Source organism: Vibrio sp. RC586 (genome assembly GCF_000176715.1).
Lineage (GTDB): Bacteria > Pseudomonadota > Gammaproteobacteria > Enterobacterales > Vibrionaceae > Vibrio.
This window is the reverse complement of record NZ_ADBD01000013.1, coordinates 789,325-808,653: the sequence shown is the minus strand read 5'-3', so window position 1 is coordinate 808,653 and position 19,329 is coordinate 789,325. Positions and strand designations below refer to the sequence as shown.

Below are 19,329 nucleotides of genomic sequence, written 5' to 3'. Positions count from 1 at the left end.
GTATAGAAAAGGCGTTATTGGCTTGTTGCTTCGCGTGTTCAAGAGGGTTTTATGCGCAACTTCTCCGATATTCTTCTTAGCCAAGATTGGCAAAATCCCCACATCGTTAAATGGTACTGCCGAACCGCGCATGTAGCTTTGCACAGTTATCGCAATGAGCCGGAGGCTCGTTTAGCAACAGGGGGAACCCGTTGCTCGCTAAACGGTAAATGGCGATTTGCTTTGTTTGAGCGGCCAGAAGCGGTTGAACCTGCGGTGATAGATACGGATTTCGATGATAGCGCTTGGGCGCACATTCCTGTACCGAGTAACTGGCAGATGCAAGGCTTTGATAAGCCGATTTACACCAACATCCAATATCCATTTGCGGATCGGCCGCCTTACGTGCCGCAAGATAACCCCACCGGCTGTTATCGCCACCGTTTTACACTGGAAAAACAGGCGCTAACCGAGTCCACTCGTATCGTGTTTGATGGCGTGAATTCGGCATTTCATCTGTGGTGCAATGGTCATTGGGTCGGTTATTCACAGGATAGTCGTTTGCCTGCTGAGTTTGAGTTAACGCCTTATCTACAAGAGGGTGAAAACCTGTTGGTGGCTATGGTGCTGCGTTGGTCTGATGGCTCTTATTTGGAAGACCAAGATATGTGGTGGTTGAGCGGCATCTTTCGCGATGTGTATCTCTACCATAAGCCGATACTCGCGATTGAAGATTTTTTTATCCGCACTGAATTAGATGCGCTTTATCAACATGCTGAATTGCGAGTAGAAACTCGCTTAAGCCAAGTGACTCGTCATCATCAAGTGCAAGTGGCTTTATTCGATGTACAAGGTGAATGCGTAGCGCGCTCCCAAGCCTTGCATACAGGTCAGCGTGTAGTCGATGAAAAAGGGGCATGGCACGATAAAACCGAACACAGTTTAGCGATTTGCTCTCCGACACTGTGGAGTGATGAAGCACCTTACCTTTACCGATGTGTGATCAGTTTGCTGGATGAGCAGGGCGTACCGATCGAGTTTGAAAGTGCGGCAGTGGGTTTTCGCAAAGTAGAAATCGCTCAGGGACTACTGAAGCTCAATGGTCAGCCCTTGTTGATCCGCGGGGTGAATCGTCATGAACATCATCCCGAATTGGGGCATGTGATGGATGAGGCAAGCATGCGCCGCGACATTGAATTGATGAAACAGAACAATTTCAATGCGGTGCGCACCGCCCATTACCCCAATCATCCGCGTTGGTACGAACTGTGTGATGAGTACGGTTTGTATGTGGTGGATGAGGCCAATCTCGAAACCCACGGCCAGTTCCCGATGAGCCGACTTTCCAATGATCCACAATGGGTGAATGCCTATTTGCAGAGAATGATTGGCATGGTGGAGCGCGATAAAAACCACCCTTGTGTGATCATTTGGTCACTCGGCAATGAATCGGGGATTGGTACCAATCATCACGCCATGTATCAGTGGACGAAACAGCGCGACCCATCGCGTCCTGTGCAATACGAAGGGGGCGGCGCTAATACGGCGGCGACCGATATTGTTTGCCCGATGTACGCGCGGGTCGATCAGCATCAGCCACATCCTGCCGTTCCCAAGTATGCGCTGAAAAATTGGATCAGTTTACCGCAGGAAACCCGCCCGCTGATTTTATGTGAATATGCCCATGCGATGGGCAACAGCTTGGGCGCGTTTTATAAATACTGGCAGGCGTTTCGTGAGTTTCCTCGTCTGCAAGGTGGCTTTATTTGGGATTGGGTCGATCAGGGCATTTCCAAATGGGATAGCGAGGGGCGCCACTATTGGGGCTATGGCGGTGATTTTGGCGATACGATTAACGATCGCCAATTCTGCATAAACGGTTTGCTGTTTCCAGATCGCACGCCGCATCCTGCTTTGCATGAAGTCAAAAAAGTCCAGCAGCCGTACCAGTTCACGCTGAACTATCCCAAGCTCACCATTCACAATGAGCGCTTGTTTGCAGCGCTGCCGCTGGAGTTGGTAGTCAGTGTGCTGTGCGATGGGCAAGAGATTAAGCAAGAGCGTCAGCCGCTTGATATTGCGCCGCGCGCTACAATCACGCTGGATTTAGCGTTGATGCCAATGTTGCCAGAGCATGAATACCACCTCAATGCAGTCTTATTGTGTCGTGAGGATCAGCCTTGGTCTCAGGCTGGGCACTGTATTGCTAGTGAGCAGTGGTGTTTGCAGCCACGAAGAAGCATGTTACCTAAAATCACACACGCTCCGCTGCCTCAATGGCAGCAAGATGGGGATAAGTTGCGCATCGAGGCGGCCAAGCAGCAATGGCAGTTTAACCGCCAAACTGGGCTATTGGAGCAGTGGTGGAAAAGTGGTCAGCCCGTATTGAGTGAGCCGCTGCGCGATAATTTTTACCGCGCGGTGCTGGATAATGATATTGGTACCAGCGAAGCGCAGCACCTTGACCCGAATAGCTGGATCGCACGTTGGCATGCGGCGGGCTTCGATAAGCTGCGTGCGGTATGTGATGATCTTCGCGTCACCACCTTGAACGAGAGTGTCGAAGTGGTGGTCGATGTCGCCCATTACCATCAGCAAGCGTTAGCACTTCGTACCCGTTGGCGTTACCAAATCTTCGGTGATGCGCAGGTAGAGCTGAATATTGAGGTGAGGGTGTGTGCCGATTTGCCGCCGCTGCCAAGAGTGGGATTAACGCTCGCATTGCCAGTGGCAGAAACCCCAGTTTCTTGGTTTGGTCGCGGGCCGCATGAGAGTTATCCAGATCGTTTACAAGCGGCGCATGTGGGACGATACACTGCCACGGTGGATGAGCTGCATACACCGTACATTTTCCCGAGCGAAAATGGTTTGCGCTGTGATACTCGCCAGCTACAAGTAGGCGCTTTGGTGGTGGAAGGGCATTTTCACTTCTCGCTCAGTCGCTACTCACAAGCGATGTTGGATAAAGCCAAACACAGCAACGAGTTGGTGGTGGGGGATAAGTTGTATCTCAATCTGGATGCGCAGCATATGGGTGTGGGCGGCGATGATTCGTGGAGCCAAAGTGTGCACCCTGAATTTTTGCTCACTCAGCCGCACTATCAGTATCAGCTCACCTTAAGTGTGAAAGCGTCATCCCCTCAATAAGCCAGAGAGCCTTAAGGCTCTCTTTTTTGTGCCACGCTGTCGCGGCGAACTATGGTGGGCGAAAAGATCATCGGATCATTTTCACGCGGCGCATCGGTTGCCAAAGCAAGAGCCAATTGAGTGGCTTTTTCCGCCATCAGTTGAATTGGGTAACGCACGGTCGTCAGGCGTGGACGCAAGTAGCGCGAAATCAGGGAATCGTCAAAACCGATCACCGAGACATGTTCAGGAACCGAATGCCCATTTTCCTCAAGTACCAACAGGGCTCCGGCGGCCATATTGTCGTTGTAAGCGACCACTGCGGTAAAAGGCAGTGATTTCACCAGCAGGTTGGTCATCGCTTGTTCGCCCCCTTCATTGTCAGGGCTAGCGGTTTCAATGTAGCTGCTGCTTAGGGTGATGCCATGTTCCTTCAAGGCTTGTTGATAGCCTGCAATCCGCTGATCGGCATCTTCTATTTGATGAGAGGAGCTGATGCAAGCTATGTTTCTATGTCCTTGACGGATAAGAAAATCAGTTGCTAAATAAGCACCTTTTTGATTGTCGAGTGAAATACAGCGATCGGCGATCTGTGGAATATGGCGATTGATCAACACCAACGTTTTTACCTCGTTGGCGTACTCAATCAGCTCCTCATCGGGAAGCGCTTTGGAGTGGATGACCAACGCATCACAGCGGCTGTTGATGAGCAGCTCCAGCGCGCGGCGCTCTTCTTCCGCTCGGTGGTAGCCGTTGCCGATCAGCAAATGTTTTCCTTCGCGGTGGGCGACAGTATCGACAGCTTTGACTAAAGTTCCAAAGAAGGGATCAGAAACATCGCTGACCAAGACACCTATGGTATTGGTGCTTTGATTGACTAAAGCGCGAGCGGCGGCGTTCGGACGATAGCCGAGTTTGTGCATCGCACTGGTCACCGCATCAATCGAGGCTTGGCTGGCTTTCGGGGATTTGTTGATGACGCGTGAAACCGTTGCCACAGATACACTGGCTTCACGCGCTACGTCTTTTATGGTTGCCATAAGATTCCTTCTCTATCACAGGCGCAATAGTAGCGCTCCCTGTGAAAACAGCGCAATTGTAACTGAGTACATAAGAGTGAATTGTGAGCCATGACGCTTGTTCAACAGGGATTGGCGTAAAGTGTAAACGTTTTTAATGATTAAGAAGGATAAGAGTTATGGACTCGGCGTTTTTGACGGTAGGGTACGATGATTTTGCGCGGCTGGATTTACGCATTGGCACCATTGTTGAGGCAAAGCTTCATCCTCGTTCGACCCGCAACTATATTGTGCAGATTGCGTTGGGAGAGCAGATGTTGCAAGCCGTCACCGCGTTAGCGCCTTATTACTCGTCAGAACAATTACTCAATCAACAAGTGGTGGTGCTGTGCAATCTCAAACCGAGCTTAGTGGCTGGTGTAGAATCCCACTGCATGCTGCTGTGCGCGGAAACGCAAGATGGAGAAGAGAGTGTATTGCTCACCCCACAACGGATTATCGCCAATGGGGTGAGAATCGTTTAGCGTACAGCGCCAATCAGTTGATCAATCAAGCCATGCTGCTCCGGTGTCACCCCCGCCAAGTTGCCGAATTTGGGGGCGTGGCGTTCATTGTCTAACGGATGTTGCCAGCCCAAGGTTTGCTCGACAAATTGCCGTGCAAACGCTTCGGAAAACTCAAGGCAGCCACTGAGCACGGTATCGACATAGGTTTGCACGATCGGGCTTTGTGAACAGGGCGGTTGATGCTGCTCGGTGACGTAAATCCAAATCGGTTTTTCAGGATCAAAATGCTCTTGTGTGTGAATACGATCTGCGGCTAACGCGATGCGCTGATAACCGCGCTCACGGCGATCAAATTCCGCTAATGCAACCTCATCAATTTCCAACAGCACGCCGTTAATTTGCCCGTCACCTTGATGAACCACTAAGGGCGAAAGAATGTAACTGTCATCGATTTTGCCAAAATAGCGCACTAATCCGGTTGCGCTTGCTGGAATGGCGCGTCCAGTCTGGCCGGTTAAACGGCGTGAGGCAGAATTAATCAGGCTTCCATAGCCAAAGATGTACATGATGAGTTCCTGTAACGATTTACGATTGATTATCAAAAAAACGCAGACGGCGCAAAATCCAAAATTCTAAGCCAAAAATCAGCCCAAGCCCTGCGCAAAACAGCCCAAAGGCAATGGGCGATTCAGTCCCCGGAATACCGCCAACGTTAACGCCTAACAAACCCGTTAAGAAACTGGTCGGCAGGAAAATTGCCGCGATCACTGAAAACAAATACGTGTTCTGGTTCATCTTCTCTGCATGGTATTGGCGCAGCTCACCTTTGATGATTTCCAGCTCACTCAAGAAGAAGTCCAAGGTTTCGTTAATCCGCGTTACTGTGTTGACGCTGTGGCGCAAACGAAAATGTTGGCTCTGCGCAAGGGCCACTTCTGAGGTGAGGTAATCATCCAAAGCGTACTGTTGCGGCTTGATAAAACGTTTGAGTTTAAGTAGCGATTTATGAGTTTGCATCAGTTCATTGCTGAGTTCGAGTTCTTCATCAAACTGGGTGATGCGCTCCTCAATTTGGTCGAGATAGAGGTCGATATTTTTATTCAGTTCATCGACCACTCGCACAATCAATTCAGCTAAGTTTGAAGGCCCTTGGCCTGCTTCTAGCGCTGCACGCACAGTGCTGATCGCTTTAGACGGTGTTTTACGAGTCGAGGTCAACGCGCCGTGATAATAGAGAATACGCACACTGAGCATGTCCGCAGGATCAGCGTTATCATTAAGATTCACTCCACGCAAAATCAGCAGAAAGTTCTGTTCATCATACTGCTCAAACAGGGGGCGAGTATCTTCGGCCAACAAACTGTCGATCACCGAAGAGGGGACATTTTGGTCGAGTAACCACTCGCGAAGTCCTTTAGCATCGCGTTGGCAGTGATACCAATCACCCGCTTGTAGCTGTTGTAATTGAGCGGCGTGGTGTTGTGGGGAGGAATCGCCAAAACGCCAGTGATCGATGAGAAACTCCATGGTTATCCTTGTTTGTCAAATGTTGATAGCAAGAAAGTAACAATGGAGCGATAAAGAGTCAAAGCTCGGAATGTCTCCGAGCTTTGACTAGAGAAGGATAAAAGGTTTAAAAACCACGCATTTGAATGCGGCGTAAGAACTCGGTCATGATGCGATCGTAGAGCAAATCGCCCAAGAAGGCGTCTTCCACATGGTGGTCGATACTTGGATTGTCGTTCACTTCAATTACGTAAACTTGGCCATCAATTTCTTTGAGATCCACGCCGTAAAGGCCACCACCAATCAGGTTTGAGGCTTTCACCGCTACATCGACAACATTTTTTGGCACTTGTTTAAGATCCAGTGTCTCAAAGCCGCCCGCAGTCACTCGGCCGCTGTTGTGGTGCTGGTAAATCTGCCAGTGGCCACGGCTCATCATGTACTTACAAGCAAAAATCGCTTGGCGGTTCATCACCCCGATACGCCAGTCAAAGTCGGTCGGCATAAAGGCTTGCGCCAAAATCAGCGCACTTTTCTCAAACAGGGTGCCGGCTTCTTGCTCCAGCTCTTGTTCATTACGCACTTTCACCACACCGCGAGAGAAAGCACCATCTGGGATTTTCAGCACCATCGGGAAATCCAACTGTTCCATCAGTCCGGTTTTCCACTCAGGGTCAAAACTGCGGATGATCACGCTCTTCGGAGCAGGTACTTTGTTGGTTTCCAACAGCTCAGTCAAAAATACCTTGTTGGTGCATTTCATGATCGATTCAGAGTCATCCATCACCACTAAGCCCATCTTCTCGGCCGTTTTCGCGAAGCGGTAGGTATAGTTGCTGATATTGGTGGTGGCGCGAATAAACAGTCCATCAAATTCCCCCAAACGAGATAAATCATCCGGTGAAATGGTTTCCAAGTTCATACCCAAACGGTTGGCGGCGCGGTGGAAACGTTTGAGTGCAGAAGCATCGGACGGCGGCATTTTCTCATCTGGATCAACCAACATCGCGATGTCGTAGCGGTACTTCTTCTCTTGTTTTGGACGACGCCACACTTTGGTAGAGAACATTTCCAGCGACTCAATGAAGAAATCCTGTTCTGGGTCTTCTAAGTCTTGGAATGGGAAGGGGGCGATTTTGATGATTTGCCATTGCCCTTGGTATTTGTGCATTTCCAGTTCAATCACAGGCACCATGAACTGCTCAAACAGGCGGCGCGCCAGTTTTTCCAAGCCTTTTTGTGGGGTGCGGCCAAAGTAAATCTTAGTGCTGATCACGTCAGTGCCGTTGCTCAGCTTGTGCATCTTGATCAGGCCGGAAGAGAGGAAAAACGGCTGATTGATGTCGTTAATCGCCATCACACGAGGGATGACGCGATGACCGCGCGCTTCCGCCATCAGTGAAACATAGTAGCCACTACTCATGTAGCCGTAATCACGGCACAGGTTAACCACCTGCACACTGCGGTGATTGAATTTCCAGTCAGTATCGAGATACTGATCGACACTAACGACTTGTTCTGATGGGAAATATTGTTGCCAGTCACTGGCTTGATCGGTCACGATTAAAAGGTTAGCCATCGGTGTATTCTTCCTATTGCAATAGGTCTATTATTTGAGTCGCAATCTCGTCAATCCACTCATTATTTAAGGACGTTGAATGGACATTCGTCGTGCCAATAGCGCTGATCTCAATGCGCTCAATGCGTTAGAACAACAGCTTTTTGACGGGGATAGAATTTCTCCTCGCCAAATGAAGCGTTTTTTACATTCCGACCATGCGGCGTTATTCGTGGCAGATGCCGGCGACCAGCTGGCGGGATATGCATTGCTTCTATTTCATCAAGGTACACAGCTATCAAGGTTGTATTCGATTGCCGTAAAACCTGAATTCAGAGGGCAGAGAATTGCTCAGAGTTTAGTCGAGCAATGTGAGCGTGCTGCTCTTGATCAAGGCTCGACTACATTACGGCTGGAAGTGCGTGAAGACAATACCGCCGCATTAAAATTATATGAAAAGATGGGCTATAAAACCTTGAAGTTGCTCATCCATTACTATGACGACTTGTGCGATGGTCGCAGAATGCAAAAAAGGTTAACGCCGAAAGAGTCCAAAGTCTTGCTGCCGATGCCTTTGTATGTGCAAACCACACCGTTTACGTGTGGTGCTGCGTGCCTATTAATGAGTTTTTCTTGTTTGGATAAGGATTTTGAGCCGACTCGCACACAAGAAATGCAACTGTGGCGTGAAGCCACCACGATTTTTATGGCCGCGGGGCATGGTGGCTGCAGTGGTCAGGGGTTGGCGCTGGCCGCCGCAAGACGTGGTTATCATGTTGAGCTGTGGAACCAATCTCGAACAACGCCTTTTATTGATAGCGTGCGTGACCCAAACAAAAAGCAGATTATTGAGTTAGTACACCAAGATTTTTGCCAACAACTTGCCGAACAAGATGTGAGTATGATTGATGCCCCGCCATCGCAAGCCCAGCTTGAGGAGTGGGTAAAGCAAGGCGCTTGTGTACTGTTGTTGATCAGCACCTATCGCTTTGATGGTAAGAAAGAGCCGCACTGGATTGTGCTCAGTGGCTTGAGTGATAAGTTCTTCTTTTTCCATGATCCGCATGCAGAATCGGAAGAACATGTGAGTGGTTCTGGTTATATTCCGGTGGGCAAAGCGGCACTGTCGCAAATCATCGGCTTTGGTAAGCAGAAACAGATCGCTTGTGTGGTGATCACGCCTCGTAAATAAAGGGTGAGTAGAAAATACTTCTAAAAGTCATAATGACTCGATTTTTTGGTGTCATTATGACTTTCTTTGTTTCTAGTTTTTTGATTTTAAAGATGAATCATCTTGGCTTGATTCGTGCTCCATTATTGCTTTGATCTGTGATGAAGTCGGCGAAGGAGCCCAAGTGATCAACATTATCGATAAACGTGTCGAAGAGCGTATTCCTGCTGTGCTGCGGTTGGGATTTCGTCCTTTCTTTTTGCTTGGCAGTGTTTATGCCGTAGTGGCGATTGTAGCTTGGGTATGGATGTTCCAAGCTGGGCAGCCGCAACGATTGCAAGTTCCCGCCCTGTGGTGGCATGTGCATGAAATGCTGTTTGGTTTTGCGATGGCGATTGTGGCCGGATTTCTACTGACTGCCGTACAAAACTGGACGGGCATTAATGGCACGAAAAGCCACCGTTTAGCTGTTATTGTGGCTCTGTGGTTAATGGTGCGTGTATTGTTTTGGATGCCTATACCACTTTGGTTAACATCGAGCATTGAAGCGTTATTTCTATTGGCGGTGGCGTATGAAGTGGGTTTACGTGTAGTGAAGGCTAAAGGTTGGCGCAACCTGTTTTTCATCCCTCTTTTTTTGTTGGCGATTGCGGCTAACTTTGCCAGCTACGCCACCATTAAAGGTATGCCTCCATTCCCGAGCAATGCGGTGTGGCAAGCCATGCTGTGGTGGTTTATGTTGCTGCTTTCGGTGATGGGCGGGCGAGTGATTCCGTTTTTCACCGCAAGACGTTTCCAGTTTACGAAAGCTGAGCCGATTTTGGCTTTGGATGTGATCGCTAACGGTAGCTTACTGGCTCTGTTTATTCTCAGTTTCTTCCCATTGACCATGGCACAACTCGGCCAGCCTTTGATGCTGTTGGCTGGCGTCGCGCAATTGATCCGCTTTTTACGTTGGCAACCTTGGCGTACCTTGAGTGAGCCTTTGGTGTGGTCACTGCATGCTGCCTATCTGTGTATCCCGCTGAGTTTGCTGCTGCGTGGGCTAGTGAATAACGCTTGGCTGAATCACAGCTTGCTGCACTTATTTGCGATTGGTGCGCTGTCTGGCCTAGTTTTAAGCATGATTGCGCGCGTAACTATGGGGCACACGGGGCGAGCGATTTATCAAGGCCCTAACATGCAATGGGCATTTATCGCTTTGTTGCTTGCCGCACTTGTGCGCAGTTTAGGTATGGGGTTGCTACCGCAGCAGTTGCTGATTTGGGTCAACCTAAGCGCTGCACTGTGGGTGATTGCGTTTGCGCTGTTTGTGCTGCGTTTTGGCGCGATGTTGCTCAAGCCGAGAGTGGATGGTCATCCCGGTTAAGCGCATTGAAATGCACAAATTGAGATAAAAAAATGGCTTGGAAATCCAAGCCATTTTCTTTCATCACCAACGTATCAAGATCAGTTGTTCTTGTGCAGTTCGCTGTTGAGTTCAACCGCCGATTTGTTGGCCAGACACTCAATTTGTCCGGTCAGTGAGTTACGACGGAACAGCAGATCAGAAACGCCAGCCAAATCGCGCGCTTTCACGATATCGACTTGGTTGCCATCTTTATCCAGTGTGCGCACTTTAGTGCCAGCCGTCACGTACAAGCCTGATTCCACAGTACAGCGATCGCCAAGTGGGAAGCCCAAGCCTGCGTTGGCACCAAGCAGTGAGTTTTCACCAATCGATACCACTACTTTGCCGCCGCCAGACAGCGTACCCATGATGGATGCGCCGCCGCCGATGTCTGAGCCATTGCCCACCACAACACCCGCAGAAATACGGCCTTCAACCATGCTCACGCCAGAGGTTCCCGCGTTGAAGTTGATGAAGCCTTCATGCATCACAGTGGTGCCTTCACCCACATGTGCGCCCAGACGTACGCGAGAAGTGTCCGCGATACGAATGCCAGTTGGAACCACGTAATCGACCATTTTCGGGAATTTGTCGACGCAATCGACCGTTAGCACACGGCCAGCCAAACGCGCTTCGATCTGGCGCTCCGCCAGTTCTGGCAGATCAATGGGGCCTTCGTTGGTCCATGCGATGTTGTGCAGTAAGCCGAAAATGCCATCCAGCACAGTACCGTGTGGTTTAACCAGTCGGTGAGAAATCAGTTGTAACTTTAGGTAGCCTTCAGCCACGCTTTGTGGCTTGTCATCGCTGGCCAGAATCACCAGCACGAGAGGCTGTTTGGCATTGGCAGCTTTGTCAGCAAACGCAGCGCTTGCGGCTTGTTGATGAGCGGCGAAAACTGCGGCTAATTGCGCGCTTTGTGCCGCGGTGATTTCTAGCGCTTGATTGCCTTCTTGGTAACCGGCGATCGGTGCCAATGCGGCAACCAAAGCGTCGCTAGGAGTCAGAATGGGGGTTGGGAAGAAGGCTTCAATAATTTTTCCATCACGATTTTTGGTTGCGGTTGCTAGGCCTAAAGCAAAGTACGCCATGTGTATTCTCCATCATCAAAAGTGAGCGGTTTACTGTTGTTTTTTTCAGCAGCAAAGGCATTGAGTTGAGCATCCACCGCTCAACCGATAGGTAGTTCATCATAAAGAGTGGATGAGCAGGATAAAAGACCGCAAAGGCAATCCGTCTGTAGAAGAATGCATTTTGTCTTTTTAAAGTGATCCCCGTCCTACTTGAAGTTGTAGCGGTGTTGGCTACGTTCGTTCACCCCAATCACATAGTTTATCTATGCTCATGGGGATGAATTCTCTTGCAGCCTACCTGCAACTCCAAGTAGTTTGGGTATAAAAAGAATCCCGTTCGTTTTTCGCAGTGCTTCGTTTGTGAGCCAACCTCAGCAAATAAAAAACCGCTGGTTTCACTCAGCGGTTTTTGGAATTAAGCAGCGTCGTCGACAGACTCATCTTCATCACTGTCTGCAACTGCTTTCGGCTTTTTGCCCGTCGCTGGAGCCGGTTTGCGTTTGGCGCCCAGTGCACACAGTACGTCTTCTTTGTTTTGAGCCAAGAACATTGCCAGTTCTTCTTGCTTGGCTTCATCTTCGATCAGAGCACTTTTACCCAGCAGCTCGAAAAGCTCGTCTGCCATATCCAGCATTTTGTCATAAGCGTCAGCTTCGGCTTTCGAGGTAAAAGTCATTTTCTCTTCTCCGTTGCGCTCCACCACGTACTTCACGATAACAGCCATGGTTAATCCTCTAGTTTGTCGCTAAAAATAACTGGCTGTTTATACAGTTTTTAGTCAGTAAAGTCCAGTTGCGACCACTAAAATGCGCGCTGAGTCATATCCCTTGATTCGCTGATTAATCGAGCAGCAGTAGGGCGCTTTGGCTCGCCCATTGGGGGCAAAATTCAATGAACTGCCGTAGCAGTGGGTTTTGGTATTTTTCTTTGTGTACCAACATCCAGAAGCGACGTTTCATATCGAGAGGGACATTGAGAATCACCACGCGCCCATCTTGTTGAGGCGTTTTCGCGGCTAATCGAGACAAGCAGCCTAGCCCTAAACCGGAAGAGACACTATTGATCAGCGCTTCGGTGGTATTCAGTTCAAACGCTTCAATCCAGTGTTCAATACGTGGCGCAATCACACGCAAGAAGAACTCGCGCGAGCCAGACCCCGCTTCACGTAGCACCCAATCGCTGTGTTCAAAATCGCTCATCACCAAACGTTCACGCTGAGTCAGTGGATGGTTAGGCGCGCAGATAATGCACATTTCATCTTGGCTAAACTGAGTAGAAATGAGTTCTGGATGTAGCGTCTTGCCTTCAATCAGACCAATGTCGAGTTCGTAATCGACCAGCTTTTGGCACACTTGCGCTGAGTTGGAAATAAATAGGCTTTGCGAAGGGTGCGGATGTAGTTGGCGAAAGGCACTAATCAAATAGGGGGCGACTTGGTTGCCCACGGTATCACTGGCCCCAATCCGCAGTTTACCGGTAAGAACCTGTTGTTCATTAAACAGACGATCAATATCGGTAGTACGTTGCAGCAGCTCATCGGCCAGTGGCAACAGTTTTTGCCCTTCTTGGTTAAGCACCAAGCGGTTATTGACGCGATCAAACAGCGCATGGCCAAGCTGCTTCTCTAGCTCAGACAGCGCGACACTGACCGCAGCTTTGGAGAGGCACAGCACTTCTGCGGCGGCAGTCAAACTTTTGTGTTGGGTTATGGTGGTGAAAACCCGCAATTGTTTGAGCGAAATATGGCTAGCCATGGCGATCGTTTAGTTTTATTGAACATGTGTTAGGAATAATTAGATAGTTGAAAACAAAGTGCAAGCGTAAGATGCGCGTATTAACCGATAACCATCAATAGAGAGACAGTATGATTCGAGCAGCAAAAGCGAAAGTGATGGGAGCGCCGACCCCAATGGCCGGCCTCGCGCTAGGGATTGCGAGCTTGGGATGGAGTTGGGAAAACATGGTACCTGCACAGGGTATCGCGCAGTGGACTGGCGCAGCGATTGCCAGCATTTTGTTGATTGTATTGGCGTTTAAATTCTTGTGGCACGGTCATTTGTTACGTCAAGATTTGGCTCACCCTGTGGTGGGCAGTGTGGTGCCGACCTTTGCGATGGCGACCATGGTGGTGTCGGCATCGCTTGGTCATTTTTACCCAGTGGCCGGTGATGCTTTGTGGCTGTTTGCCGTGGGCTTACACATCCTGTTTTTGGTGAGTTTTTTGTATCACCGGGCTCAAGCGTTTGAACTGCACCACATGGTGCCAAGCTGGTTTGTGCCGCCAGTGGGAATCATTGTGGCTGACGTCTCTTTTTCAGGCAATTCCGCATTAGCGCCGATTGCTTATGTCTGTTTGGTGTTTGGCATGTTGGCTTACGCTGTGATGCTGCCCATGATGATCTATCGTTTTATCTTCACTCAAGAGATCCCAGATGCGGCGAAGCCAACGTTGGCGATCATGGCCGCGCCTGCCAGCCTCTCTCTAGCGGGTTATCTGACAGTCGTGGTTGAGCCTTCTCCTGTGATTGTGGCGCTGCTGTTTGGGATTGCGGTGCTGATGACCGCAATCATTTACTTGGCGTTCACGCGCTTACTGCGCCTGCCCTTTAGCCCCGGCTACGCGGCATTCACCTTTCCGATGGTGATTGGTGCGACCGCGCTGTTTAAAATGGCGCACTGGATGGAAACCATCGGCGTAGCAGAGCGTTATGTAGCTCAAGTACATTGGTTAGCGAGTTTAGAGTTGATTGTGGCAACGATTGTGGTTAGCTATGTCGCACTGCGTTACATGATCGCTTACCGCCCTGCCGCCTTTCGCTCAGCAGAGAGTGTAAAGTAATCTTTGTTTTAGCTAGAGCAGGTCTACTCTTGCTCTAGCTGATTGCAATGCCCACTTCTAATTGCTCAAACCAATCTAAAAAGCGCTTGATATTATCCCCTGTGAAAATGGCCCCATGTTGCGGGCACATCATTTCAATGTCTAACTGTCGAATTTGATGAATCCATGCCAACTTCGCCTTGTTGGAGGGCATCCAACGGCGATGAAAATACTCCATCTTCGGTATATGGCTATCAAAATCCTCGACAAAAAATGGCGAGTTTGGCTCGTCTAGTGCAGCGCCCACATCGCCAGACATCAAAATTTTTGCTTTGGGATCGTAGACCGAAAAGTTGCCAGAAGAATGCAGGTAATGCGCGGGAATAAATTGGATCTCTAATCCAGCTAAGGAGATTTTCCCCCCTTTGTCAGCAATTGGAGCATAGGTGATGGACTCCATTCCAAAATGGCGGATAAAACCTTCCCATAACCAAGGGGAATGCAGTACCGCAGAGGGGAGCGTTTTATCCCATAAACCGAGTGAGGAAATAATGTCCGGATCTTGATGTGAAGCGAAAAGATGAGTGACTTGTTCTAAAGGCACTTCTTTGACCACACAACCCAGCATAGCTGAAAATAGCTCAATGCCACCTGGGTCAAGCAACATGGCTTGTCCTTTGTTCATGATCATGTACTGGTTGGTATCAATAATGCCATCAGGCTTTTGTGGATCACGAGCGAATACGAGCCAACGGTGCTGCTGATTTTCAAACAAAACTTTGCTTTGCATGAATCACCTATTCGAAAAAATATTAAGAGAAAGCATGACGTGTCCTTGAATCGTCTGTGCAAGTTCAGAGACATCCTCAGCAATCAAATTGAGTTGAAGTTGAAATTTATCATCGGTTTGTGAGGCTTCGACGCTGAGCATGACCGAGATGATTTTGGCGATACGTAAATCTTCATACAGATCTTGCAAAAGTTGGTATAAGGTTTTGTATTCACTCTCGAAACGATGATTGAGTTCTTGATAAACGCGCTGATTATTGTGCTTAATGCCATCTAGCCGACTCTGGCAATAGGCTGGCTGATTGGCGTGATAAACCTTTTCTACACGCTCTAATAAGTTAAGTGATCGAGCACTGGCTATCGCGAGTTGGCACAATTGTTGGGCTTGCAGATTGATGACCTTAGAGGTGCTGAGTGTAGAGTTTACGAGGTCATCAATCGCATCGGTAATAGGACGAAACCCTGCCGCGCTTGCCCCGGCACGCAACGCCAAAGCGCGTGCATTACTGGCAACCAGAGATAGTTTATTCGCGATGAGCACGCTACGGTGCAACTCAGCGGCGACCTCTGCGGCGATGACATAAATAGGCTTATCAACCATAAGTTAAGTCATAACTCCTTTGTTTAGCGAGAATGTCAATGACACATGAATAACTATAGTTGGCCTTGTTCAAAATGTTAGTTTTGATTCTGCTGGTAAGTTTTTCGGTGTATCAAGCTCTTATGCTATTCTTGCCATTCCCAAGCTTTGAAACGCCGAGTGCATTGTGTTTACTGTCTACCACTCCAACCAAGTTGAAACGCTGAAGATCCTGTTGGTTCATTTAATCAAGAATGAACCGTTGGACGATCCCTTTATTCCTGAGAGTATTTTGGTGCAAAGCCCCGGTATGTCGCAGTGGCTTAAAATGGCGCTTGCCAGTGAATTAGGGGTTGCGGCGAACCTTGAGTTTCCTCTACCGGCAACGTTTATCTGGCAGATGTTTACTCAAGTGTTGCCCGATGTGCCGCAGCGCAGTGCATTCAATAAAGAAGCCATGAGCTGGCGTTTGATGGAGCTACTGCCAAAGCTGCTTGACCGTGACGAATTTCAACCGCTGCAACGCTATTTACAAGACGATGAAGATGACTCAAAACGCTTCCAATTAGCGGAAAAAATTGCCGATATTTTCGATGGTTACTTGGTGTATCGCCCCGATTGGATTTTAAGTTGGGAAGCGGGTGACGAAGTGGCGGAAATCGCTGACCAACACCCGTGGCAGCCGATTTTGTGGCGTGAACTCTACGCTTATACTCGTGAGCAAGGGCATTCGATTTATCACCGTGCCAACCTCTATCAGCGTTTTATTGAGCAGTTGGCCAGTGGCAATTTTGATCGCAGCGTATGGCCTAAGCGCTTGTTCATCTTCGGTATTTCTGCGCTGCCGCCACGTTATATTGATGCGCTGCGCGCGATGGGTGAGCATATCGACGTGCACCTGATGCTGACCAACCCTTGTCAGCACTATTGGGGCGACATTCGTGACCGAAAATATCTGGCGCGAGTGGCAGCGCAAAAACGCAAAATCCTGCAAATTAATGGTGAGCAAGTCACCATCGGCAGTGAAGTCTCGCCGCTCAAAGGCGATGTAGAAAGTTATCTGCAAGAGTCGCTTCATCTGAATCATGCGGTGGGCAATAGCTTACTGGCTTCGATGGGCAAGATGGGGCGCGATAATCTCTATCTTCTGGCACAAAATGATCAGTCCGAATTAGAGCTGTTTATTGACATTCAACGCGACTCGCTGCTGCATCACATCCAAGCGGATATTTTGCATCTGCAAGAGCATCAAGACGATGCCAAGTTCGCCAGCAGTGGCCATAAACCCAGCATTGCCGCGCAGGATGATTCCCTGCAGATTGCCTTGTGTCACAGCCCAATTCGTGAAGTGGAAGTGCTGCACGACCGACTGCTGGCTGAGTTTGAGCGCGATCCCAGCCTAAAACCGCGCGATGTGATTGTGATGGTGCCGGACATTAACGCCTACGCCCCTTACATTCAGGCGGTGTTTGGCAACGCGCCCGGCGAGCGTTTTATTCCGTTTTCAATTTCCGATCGCAGCGTCGATCAAGAAAGCCCGATCTTAACCGCCTTCTTGCAACTGCTCGCGCTGCCGCAATCGCGCTGTCTGGCGTCAGAACTGCTTGAGCTCCTTGAAACCCCGGCGATTATGGCAAGGTTTGCGATTGACGAAGAAGAGTTTGCCACTGCCAAACGTTGGGTCGAAGAAGCGGGCATTCGTTGGGGGCTGAATAGTGACACTGGCGCAGAGTTTGAACTGCCCGCCAGTGAACAAAATACGTGGCAGTTTGGCATTGAACGTATGTTACTGGGTTACGCCATGCCGGCTGAAGCGGGGTTGTATGAGCTTGGCGGCCAGTGGCTTGCCCCCTATAACCAAGTGCAAGGTATGAGCGCTGAGTTGGCGGGTAAGCTCGCACACTTTGTACAAACGCTCAGCGAGCTGCGTAGCCAACTGGCGCAAACCCAAAGCATGGAACAGTGGCGTTATTGGCTCAACGAACTGTTGGAGCGCTGTTTTAGTGTCGATCTGCAAGGTGAGCTGGCGCTGAAAACCATCCGCGATAGTTTGGTGAACCTAAAACAGCAGCTGGCTGATGCGGGTTACCAACAAGCGATTTCACCGGCCATTATTCGCCAAGTGCTGACCAATAAACTCTCTGGAACTCGGATTAGCCAACGCTTTTTAGCGGGACAAGTGAACTTCTGTACTCTGATGCCGATGCGTTCGATCCCGTTTCGCCGAGTATGCCTGCTCGGCATGAATGATGGGGTTTATCCACCCAATGAAATGGTCGAAGGGTTTGACCTGCGCAATGTGCAGCGCCGAGTCGGCGACCGTTCGCGGCGTGAAGAGTCGCGCTACCTGTTTCTCGAAGCACTACTGTCGGCCAAAGAGCAGCTGTATATCAGCTATGTCGGCCGCTCGATTCAAGATAACAGCGAGCGAGTGCCTTCGGTGTTGGTCAGTGAACTTCTGGAATATTGCGAGCAGAACTACTGCTTGGCAGGCGATGAACATTTAGAAAGTGATGACTCCGGACGTCGCTTGGTTAAGCACTTAACCACCCAGTATCCTATGGTACCGTTTAGCCCGCAGGCGTTTATCGCTGGCAGTTTTGCCCGTGAATGGCTACCTGCCGCGCGCCGCCAAGGGCAGAGTAGTGCCGATTTTCTCACCCCACTGAGTGATTATCTGCTTGAAGTGAGTTGGCCGATGGAGTTGGATCTGGTCGAGCTGCAACGTTTTTGGCGTCTGCCGGTGGAGTATTTCTTCAAACGCCGCTTGAAAGTGAGCTTTGAGCCGCCGCTTGCCGTGATGGAAGATGATGAGCCGTTTGCTTTGGATGGATTGAGCGCGTATCAGCTGCGTGATGAGTTGGTGGAAGATCTGCTGGCTTGCCGCGATGGCGCAGAGCGTGACCAAGTGGTGGCGCAGTTTGCTAAGCAGCAACGAGCGCAAGGCAAGTTGCCGGTGGCGGCGTTTGGCGATCTTGAATTGGCGCAAAGTGCGCAGCAAGCTTTGGCGCTGGCGGAAAAAATTGGCTTTTTGTGTCACCAACCACTGGAAGATGAAGAGATTGATCTACGCTTGCAGCCCTTTGACGATGGCCGAGAAGTCTTACTACGTGGTTGGCTCGTGAAGCGTTATCAATCTGGCTTGGTGCGCGCACGCAGTGGCGCGATTCGCTCGGAAGATTTATTAGCCGCATGGATTGATCATCTTTGCTTGGCGGTGAGCGGCAAAGCCGTCACGACCCATTTGATTGGTTATGAGCGCAAAGAAGGAGTGCAGCACCAAATGCTGCCGCCACTTAATGACGCGCAGCAAGCCAAGGCGCTACTGAGTGAACTGGTGGCGCTGTTTTGCCAAGGCATGAACCAGCCTTTGGCTTATTTCCCGAAAACGGCGTTGGCTTGCGTTGAGGCGGGATTTTCCCGTGGCAAATGGCAGGAAGATGAAGAGAAGTCCTACAAGAAAATGGCGGACACCTTCAACGATAGCTTTTACATCAAGGGTGAAGGCGGTAATCGCTACATCGCGCGTATTTGGCCGCAGTGGAGTGATGAACTGGCAAAATCGCTGCGCCAATTGGCCATCACAGTGCTGCAAACACCGCGTTTACAAGTGCAAGATGCCAAACAGGTTTAATCATGAATGACGTGGGAAGTGGGTGGCCGCCAGAAAATCATTATTGGTGTAGGGCGTTCGCTGTACGGCCACAGGTCAGAGGGACCTAAATTCTTGTGTAACAAATGAATTTGTTAACGTGCGCGCAGTGTAAAGCGCCGCCTTGGCTTGTGCCGTGAAGTGGATCCCATAAGCCCATAC

At 49.7% G+C, this 19,329-nt stretch carries 15 protein-coding genes; 6 read left to right on the top strand and 9 right to left on the bottom strand.

Annotated features, from left to right (window positions below; genetic code table 11):
• Window positions 1-51: 51 nt before the first annotated feature.
• A complete protein-coding gene (locus tag VOA_RS01860) occupies window positions 52-3,126 on the top strand; it encodes a beta-galactosidase (protein ID WP_001243586.1) in 3,075 nt (1,024 codons plus the stop codon).
• Between the two features lie 11 nt (window positions 3,127-3,137).
• Here VOA_RS01860 and VOA_RS01865 read toward each other — a convergent pair whose 3' ends face one another.
• The gene (locus VOA_RS01865; RefSeq protein WP_000201013.1) at window positions 3,138-4,145 is read right to left on the bottom strand and encodes a substrate-binding domain-containing protein; all 1,008 of its coding nucleotides are present in this window, start codon (window positions 4,143-4,145) and stop codon (window positions 3,138-3,140) included.
• A 158-nt stretch (window positions 4,146-4,303) separates the two neighbouring features.
• On the opposite strand from VOA_RS01865, the gene VOA_RS01870 reads away from it, so the two are divergent.
• Window positions 4,304-4,648 carry a tRNA-binding protein gene (locus tag VOA_RS01870; protein ID WP_000376455.1) on the top strand — a complete coding sequence of 115 codons (345 nt, stop codon included), beginning with the start codon at window positions 4,304-4,306 and terminating at the stop codon, window positions 4,646-4,648.
• Here VOA_RS01870 and VOA_RS01875 read toward each other — a convergent pair.
• The 3 genes from VOA_RS01875 to VOA_RS01885 form a co-directional block, all read right to left on the bottom strand.
• Complete coding sequence (locus tag VOA_RS01875) at window positions 4,645-5,196, bottom strand: gamma-glutamylcyclotransferase family protein (protein WP_000275211.1); 552 nt, start codon at window positions 5,194-5,196, stop codon at window positions 4,645-4,647. The two genes, VOA_RS01870 and VOA_RS01875, sit on opposite strands and share 4 nt — an antisense overlap.
• Before the next feature lie 19 nt (window positions 5,197-5,215).
• Window positions 5,216-6,157: a zinc transporter ZntB gene (locus VOA_RS01880; RefSeq protein WP_000394863.1), complete on the bottom strand. Its 942-nt coding sequence runs from the start codon at window positions 6,155-6,157 to the stop codon at window positions 5,216-5,218.
• Between the two features lie 106 nt (window positions 6,158-6,263).
• Complete coding sequence (locus VOA_RS01885) at window positions 6,264-7,715, bottom strand: RimK family protein (RefSeq protein ID WP_001285009.1); 1,452 nt, start codon at window positions 7,713-7,715, stop codon at window positions 6,264-6,266.
• Between the two features lie 79 nt (window positions 7,716-7,794).
• On the opposite strand from VOA_RS01885, the gene VOA_RS01890 reads away from it, so the two are divergent.
• Both VOA_RS01890 and VOA_RS01895 read left to right on the top strand, forming a co-directional pair.
• Window positions 7,795-8,886, top strand: a complete 1,092-nt coding sequence (locus VOA_RS01890; protein WP_000354937.1) for a GNAT family N-acetyltransferase/peptidase C39 family protein — start codon at window positions 7,795-7,797, stop codon at window positions 8,884-8,886.
• Between the two features lie 163 nt (window positions 8,887-9,049).
• Window positions 9,050-10,234 (top strand): NnrS family protein, encoded by a 1,185-nt coding sequence (locus tag VOA_RS01895; protein ID WP_000608173.1) that lies wholly within the window; start codon window positions 9,050-9,052, stop codon window positions 10,232-10,234.
• Between the two features lie 80 nt (window positions 10,235-10,314).
• On the opposite strand, the gene dapD is transcribed toward VOA_RS01895, so the two are convergent.
• The 3 genes from dapD to VOA_RS01910 all read right to left on the bottom strand — a co-directional run bounded on the left by dapD (window position 10,315) and on the right by VOA_RS01910 (window position 13,082).
• Entirely contained in the window at window positions 10,315-11,346 is a 1,032-nt protein-coding gene (dapD, locus tag VOA_RS01900; RefSeq protein WP_000323004.1) for a 2,3,4,5-tetrahydropyridine-2,6-dicarboxylate N-succinyltransferase, read from the bottom strand.
• Between the two features lie 397 nt (window positions 11,347-11,743).
• On the bottom strand, window positions 11,744-12,052 hold the full coding sequence (locus VOA_RS01905; RefSeq protein WP_000268538.1) for a YebG family protein: 309 nt from the start codon (window positions 12,050-12,052) through the stop codon (window positions 11,744-11,746).
• Window positions 12,053-12,167: 115 nt separating this feature from the next.
• On the bottom strand, window positions 12,168-13,082 hold the full coding sequence (locus VOA_RS01910; protein ID WP_000146404.1) for a LysR family transcriptional regulator: 915 nt from the start codon (window positions 13,080-13,082) through the stop codon (window positions 12,168-12,170).
• A gap of 110 nt (window positions 13,083-13,192) precedes the next feature.
• Here VOA_RS01910 and VOA_RS01915 point away from each other — a divergent pair, with 110 nt between their 5' ends.
• Window positions 13,193-14,167, top strand: coding sequence for a TDT family transporter (locus VOA_RS01915; RefSeq protein ID WP_000617206.1), 975 nt, complete (start codon window positions 13,193-13,195; stop codon window positions 14,165-14,167).
• A gap of 34 nt (window positions 14,168-14,201) precedes the next feature.
• Here the strand turns inward: VOA_RS01915 and VOA_RS01920 are convergent, their stop codons facing one another.
• Both VOA_RS01920 and VOA_RS01925 read right to left on the bottom strand, forming a co-directional pair.
• Window positions 14,202-14,936 carry an MBL fold metallo-hydrolase gene (locus VOA_RS01920; RefSeq protein ID WP_001190949.1) on the bottom strand — a complete coding sequence of 245 codons (735 nt, stop codon included), beginning with the start codon at window positions 14,934-14,936 and terminating at the stop codon, window positions 14,202-14,204.
• A 3-nt stretch (window positions 14,937-14,939) separates the two neighbouring features.
• Window positions 14,940-15,536, bottom strand: coding sequence for a hypothetical protein (locus VOA_RS01925; RefSeq protein ID WP_000227852.1), 597 nt, complete (start codon window positions 15,534-15,536; stop codon window positions 14,940-14,942).
• 166 nt (window positions 15,537-15,702) lie between these two features.
• Here VOA_RS01925 and recC point away from each other — a divergent pair, with 166 nt between their 5' ends.
• On the top strand, window positions 15,703-19,149 hold the full coding sequence (gene recC / locus VOA_RS01930) for an exodeoxyribonuclease V subunit gamma (RefSeq protein WP_000495616.1): 3,447 nt from the start codon (window positions 15,703-15,705) through the stop codon (window positions 19,147-19,149).
• The last annotated feature ends 180 nt before the right edge of the window (window positions 19,150-19,329 follow it).